The sequence below is a fragment of the Streptomyces humidus genome, assembly GCF_014649655.1.
Lineage (GTDB): Bacteria > Actinomycetota > Actinomycetes > Streptomycetales > Streptomycetaceae > Streptomyces > Streptomyces humidus.
In genome coordinates this window covers 1-5742 of record NZ_BMTL01000089.1, presented here as the reverse complement: position 1 = coordinate 5742, position 5742 = coordinate 1, and the positions used below count along the sequence as shown (strand labels likewise).

5 protein-coding genes are annotated in these 5742 nt (G+C 68.1%); 1 reads left to right on the top strand and 4 read right to left on the bottom strand.

Annotated features, from left to right (window positions below):
• A partial coding sequence (locus IE239_RS41035; RefSeq protein ID WP_268254571.1) for an AfsA-related hotdog domain-containing protein occupies positions 1-290 on the top strand: 290 nt, incomplete at its 5' end.
• Between the two features lie 910 nt (positions 291-1200).
• On the opposite strand, the gene IE239_RS41030 is transcribed toward IE239_RS41035, so the two are convergent.
• The 4 genes from IE239_RS41030 to IE239_RS41015 form a co-directional block, all read right to left on the bottom strand.
• Positions 1201-2079, bottom strand: coding sequence for an alpha/beta fold hydrolase (locus tag IE239_RS41030; protein WP_190154540.1), 879 nt, complete (start codon positions 2077-2079; stop codon positions 1201-1203).
• A gap of 529 nt (positions 2080-2608) precedes the next feature.
• Positions 2609-3178, bottom strand: coding sequence for a TetR/AcrR family transcriptional regulator (locus IE239_RS41025; protein ID WP_190154539.1), 570 nt, complete (start codon positions 3176-3178; stop codon positions 2609-2611).
• 556 nt (positions 3179-3734) lie between these two features.
• Positions 3735-4439, bottom strand: a complete 705-nt coding sequence (locus IE239_RS41020; protein ID WP_229878804.1) for an MFS transporter — start codon at positions 4437-4439, stop codon at positions 3735-3737.
• Positions 4436-5629, bottom strand: a complete 1194-nt coding sequence (locus IE239_RS41015) for an ISAs1 family transposase (protein WP_373308238.1) — start codon at positions 5627-5629, stop codon at positions 4436-4438. Before IE239_RS41015 ends, IE239_RS41020 begins: the two co-directional genes overlap by 4 nt.
• Positions 5630-5742 lie beyond the last annotated feature (113 nt).

The window sequence follows — 5742 nt, the reverse complement described above, 5'->3', positions numbered from 1 at the left end:
GCACCGACTTCTCCCACCCCGTCCTCTTCGACCACCCGGCCGACCACGTCCCAGGCATGCTGCTGCTCGAAGCCGCCCGCCAGAGCGCCCACGCAGCCACCCACCCCCGACCAGGACTCCCGACCAGCCTCGACGCCACCTTCACCCAATACGTCGAACTCGACACCCCCTGCTGGATCGACCGCACACCCACCGAAAACCACAAAAACACCCACCACCTCATCCACGTCCAAGCCCTGCAGAACGACACCCCCGCCTTCACCGCAACCATCGCACTCACCTCACCCTGACCACACCACCCACCACCACAACCCACCCACCCAACCAAGCAACCCACCCAAGCAACCCACCCAACCCACCAGAACAGCATCCCGCAGCCACAGCCACAGCCACACCAACGACGACCCCCGCCATACACGGCACCGAAATCGATGGGATGGCTAGGTAGGTGAGTCGGGGAGGCGATTGTCGTTCAGTGCGGGAGGCGCCTTCGTGCGCGAGGCCGATGTCGCCCAGTTTTGATGGGCACTTGGAGCCTTGCGGTGGAACGATCGGCGTGCTTCTCCCGCTGGGGGCCCAATGCACATATCTGTGACCAAGGTCGAGCTGTACGCGGCGATCCGCCGTGACCACCGTGCCGGCCTGTCGCTGCGGGCACGCACATCCGCGAGGCGATGGACCGCCTCCTGGCCGGGCAGGCCACCGCCCCCAACGGGAGTCTCACCATCGCGGCCCTCGCCGTCGAGGCCGACGTCCACCGCGTGGCGCTGATGAAGCGGCACGCGGATCTGAAGAACGAATTCTACGAGCGGGTACGCACCGAAGCGCAGCAGGGATCCCCGAGGCGGAGCGCCGACTGCGCGAGTCCGTGGTCAAGCTCAAGGAGACCGTCTCGAACCAGCGAAGGGAGATCAAGGAACTGCGGGAGGTGGCCACCCGGCTCAGCCTCGCCGCTGCGGTGCTCACCGACCGGCAAAGCCAGTCGGCGCCCCGCTCCAGGTCCCGGACAACGTCGTTGCCTTCCGTCCACCCGAGGAATGACGCTGCGGACCCGCTCGAAGGCGATGCCCAGGTGGCGCCAGGCGCATCAGGCCAAAGCCCTGATCAGCCAGTATCGCCGACGATGCGACCACTGCACATGATCTCGACGGTGCTTCGGTCGTGCACCGTTCCTTTGCGTGTCTGGATGTCGGGCGGCGGTCACGCAGCCGCGTTCAACAGATCGGCGAGGATGCCGGGCCGTTCCAGCGCGATGAAGTGGCCCGCTCCCGGCACCTGCGTGAAATCGGCGGCAGGCAGCAGCTCCTTGTCGGCCTCCCGGTCCGACGTCCGGGACCAGTCCTTTTCCCCGTAGACGAGGTGGACGGGTGCCTTGACATCGGGGTAGCGCGAGCGGGCCGCGATGAGGCTGGGCAGGCTCTGGTACACGGCCCGGGCGACGGTCGGGTAGCCGGGGCGGCTGCCCACCTGAAGGAGCTCTTCCACGTAGTCCTCCCGCAAAGCGGTCTTGTCGCCGAGGCCGCCCTGAAGGATCTTGCGGAGGGCGGCCTTGGGTTCCACCCCGGCGATCACCGGGCCCACTCCCGGCGTGAGGACACCGCTGACAACCACGCGGGCGAGGAGACTCGACCGGGCGATTCCGTCTCGGTAGTCGTACGTGTTGACCGCGACGACGCGCCGTACCCGCTCCGGGAGATCGACCGCGGTGGTCAGGGCGAGCACCGCTCCCATGGACTCCCCGACCAACGTCACGTCGTGGAGGTCCAGTTCGGTGAGGAGCCGCTTGACGCCCGCGCGCATGGACGGCTCGTCGTACGAGGCGCCGGGCACGATCTCCGAGTAGCCCATCCCCGGCAGGTCCAGGGCGTACACGGTGTACTGGTCCGCGATCAGGGGGATGAGGTGGCGGAAGTGCTCGGCCTGCGTGCGTACGGTGTGCAGCAGGACCACGGGAGCACCGGTGCCCGCCATGAGGTAGCGCAGGGTTCCCTCACGGCTGTGGCGTCCTGCGCGCGGGGCGATGGTGTGGCTGGTGGTCCCCGGAATGTGAATCGTGGGACGTGACTCTGGGCTGGGCATCTCGCTGGCTCCCCTTGTGTGAACTGCTGCGGACAGGTGATTCGGATACGGCCAACCCGAAGGGGACGTGACCACGGCCCAGCCCTTGGATCACTGAGAAACCGACCGGTTTCCATCATCGTAAACCGATCGGTTTCCGCACGCAAGGCGGAGGTTGCCATCCGCAGCAACAGGGTCAGCGCGCAGGAGAGACGCGAAAGTGTCATCCGCGCAGCGGTCGCCGAGTTCGCGCACAAGTTGCGGCACCCGCGAACGCCCCAGATGCAGGTATAGGGTTACGCCGCCGCGGCAGCGGCCGAGACCCAGGGCGACGCGGTGACGTGGTCCGGGCTCGGCCGGATGAGGCTCTGGGGGACCGTGCACCCGGCGTTGGGTGCTGACGTCGACGAGGCGACGGCCTTCCTGGCGCGCGGCACGCTCGTCAATACCCTTACGTCCATCAAGCTCCCCTCCGATGACCGGGAGTCAGGGACATGAAGCCATCAGCCCGGGGAGCGCACGGTCACGGCACTGCTCGAAAAGGGATGCGTCAGCGCATACCTGCCGCGCCGAGCAGGGTGGCCACCGTGGGCGCGACGAGTCCGGTCGGTTTGTCGGCGCCGATCCCGGCGCGGGCACTGGCGCCATCGAAGACCAAGATGAGCTGCCGGGCCAGCAGGTCGGGATCGCTCGCCCCGCCCCGTTCGGCCTCGGCGCGGAAGAAGACTGTCAGGTTCGCCTTGACCCGGTGGGCCACCCGGCTCGCGGGGTGACTCTGGTCTTTGAGCTCGATCTGAGCAGCCAGGTATCGGCAGCCTTGGTAGTCGGGCGCACCCGCCTGCTCCTCCAACCGGTCGAAGACGTGCAGGATCCGCTCGCGAGGTGACCGACCGTCGTCCGCCGCGGGCAGGAGGGTCGCCACGAAGGCGGAGGAGCGCTCCTCCAGACTCGCCGCGAGCAGGTCGTCCTTGCTCTCGAACAGCTGGTACAGGGAACGCTTCGACACCCCGGCCGCCCTGCACACCGCGTCGACGCCGATGCCGACGCCGTCTCGGTAGGTGAGCGTGGCCGCTGCCTCCAGCAGCCGCTCTCTGGCACTTGGCTTCACTTCGGTGGTCATACCGCGAGGTTAACTCGATGTGGACAAATTGAAAACCGATCGGTTTACGACGCTTTGCCGGGGCGGTCTTCGCGCCGCCCACGGGCCGGGCGGTCATGTGAGTACGGTTCCACTACGCCGGGGCGGCGGCCTCCTCGGAGCTTCGTCTGCGCGGGACGCGGTGCAGCCCCTGGCGGCCGCCCATCACCCCTGAAGCCGGAGAGTGCGGCCTCGATGAGGCCGACGGCCATCCTCACCCAGCCCCTGGCCGGGCCCGCGCCCACTGGGCGCCGTTGTAGAGGATCGAGCGGATACCGCCGGTGTCCTGCCGCAGTGGCTCGAACTCTGCGAGGAAGCAGTAGCAGACGGGCAGCACCTAGAGCGATCCCGGAGATCGCGATGGCGCACACCGGGTACAGCAGCGGCAGACAGGAGGCGCACATCCCCATGAGGCCGGCCGCGCCCGCCAGACCGGTGTGACCATCGGCCCCGGAAATGCAGCCCATCGTGGATCTGACGCCGTGTTGACGGAAGGTGCCCGCTACCTGCGAGGCGCGGATCCCCGGTGGATGCAGGCTCAGTGGGCGATCACGGGCTCGCCCTCCGACGGCGCCAGGGCCGAATTCGGCATCAGGAACGCCGCGAGCACCGCACCGACCACGAAGATCCCGGCGCCCCACGCCAGGGTGGCCGTGTAGCTCTCGACCCCTGCCTGGGCCACGGTCAGCGCGCCCGGCTCGTGCGAGGACACGTAGTCGGTCGCGGCCGATGCGGCAACGGTGGTCAGCAGTGCGGTGCTGATCGAACCGCCCACCTGCTGGCTGGTGTTGATGAGCGCCGAGGCGACGCCCGCGTCCTCGTGGTGCACGCCTGCCGTCGCGCCCTGGAACGCGGTGGTCATCACCCCACCGATGCCGAGACCCAACAGGATCATGCCCGGCATGATGTTGGCGCCGTAGCTACTGTCCAGCGTGAGTCGGGTCAGCAGGGCCATGCCGGATGCGGAGACCAGGAAGCCGGCGCTGATCACGATCCTCGGGCCGACCCTGGGCAGCAGCAGCGAAGGCACCATGGTCGACGAGGCGACGATACCGCCGACCATCGACAGGAAGGACAGCCCGGCCTGGATCGGCGAGTAGCCGATGCCGGCCTCCAGGTAGTAGGTCAGGAACAGGAAGATCGAGAACATTCCCATGCCGAGGACGAACACGGCGAGGAAGGAGCCTCCGCGGGTCCGGTCCAGGGCTTCGGCGTAGTCGCGTGACGTCCGGTTCGTGATCATCCGAGACCGAGGAGTGCCAGGGGGCGGCGAGGGTCGCGAGCGTTGCGGCGGAGGCTGGCCGCGATGTTCTTCACTCCGGCCGTGCGGAGGGCTCCGATGGCAAGGTTGCGCCAGGTGGCCATCGCACGGGGCGCGTTGCCGGTCCGCAGCTGGGAGGCGTCCTCGGCGAAGGTGGTGTCGCGGACATGGTGCAGGGCCTCGATCTTCCAGTGATCGCGGACGAGTTCGGCGAGCTGGGCCGCGGTGACCTGCTCGGCGGTCAAGCTGGTGACGGCGCAGACCGTCATGACGGTGGTCCTGCCGGTCTTGCGATCAGTGCGCCGGCGCTTGATCTGGACGGCCTGGCGGGCTCCGGGGAAGAGGAGGCTGTTCACGGTGGCGACCTTGATCCGGCGGATCTCAGACCGGCCGTGACCGATGCCCTGGGTGCGTCCCTGGAGCGGAATGTCCTTCCAGGGAAGGGACTTGAGCTGGCGCCGCAGCTTCTTCTGGTTGCCCTTGACGATCACGATGTAATGAGCGCCCCGGGCGAGGAGGTAGTCGGCGTGCTCGCGCTGGGTGTGCATCGCGTCGCTGGTGACCACGGTGCCGGCCAGGTCGGCGACGGTGTCCAGCAGCGGCTGGAAGCACGTAATCTCGTTGGTCTTCTCGCCGACGTCCAGCTGGGCCAGGACCAGGGAAGTGGCGTGTTCCAGTGCGGCGAGCAGGTGGATCTTGCGGCCCTTCGCTTTGGCCGTGCCGCGCAGGCTCTTGCCGTCCACGGCCAGACCGCGCAGCCCGGTCGCCTTCGGTCGGCGGTCGGCAAGCCAGTTCCCGACAGCCAGGTCCAGCGCGTCGCCGTCGATGCGGGCCAGCAGTCGGCGGACCGTGGTCTCGGCGGGAAGGACCCGCCTCGGCAGAAGCGGATCAAGGTCGGCACCGACCTGTTCCAGCACATACTCAGGGGCATCGGCGATCAACTCGCCGACCGCCAGCAGCGAGGTCGCTCCGGCCAGCACCGCGCACGCAGTGAGAGCAAGCACGACGGCCAGGCGGTGGCGCACCCCGCGTGGGTCACGCGGGTCCGGCACCTCGGCCAGCCGCTCCAGCAGGCCCGGGACCTCCTCACGTCCGACCTGCGGATTCTCGCGCAGTTGGTCAAGGGCAGGCGAGATCAGAGAGATTATGCGCCGGCAGGCACGGTCTTCCACTTGGATCACGGGACGTAGCTTGGACTCAACTGGTCGTCGCAACACCAGCTTCCTGTAGTGATAGTAGGTGCTCGTTGAGGGCTTCGGCGGGGGTCTTCCAGGCGAGGGTCTTG

What these genes read in the sequence shown, in the direction of transcription:
- IE239_RS41025 (WP_190154539.1), bottom strand. Translation starts at nt 3,178, where the DNA reads ATGACCACCGAAGTGAAGCCAAGTGCCAGAGAGCGGCTGCTGGAGGCA.
- IE239_RS41030 (WP_190154540.1), bottom strand. Translation starts at nt 2,079, where the DNA reads ATGCCCAGCCCAGAGTCACGTCCCACGATTCACATTCCGGGGACCACC.
- IE239_RS41020 (WP_229878804.1), bottom strand. Translation starts at nt 4,439, where the DNA reads ATGATCACGAACCGGACGTCACGCGACTACGCCGAAGCCCTGGACCGG.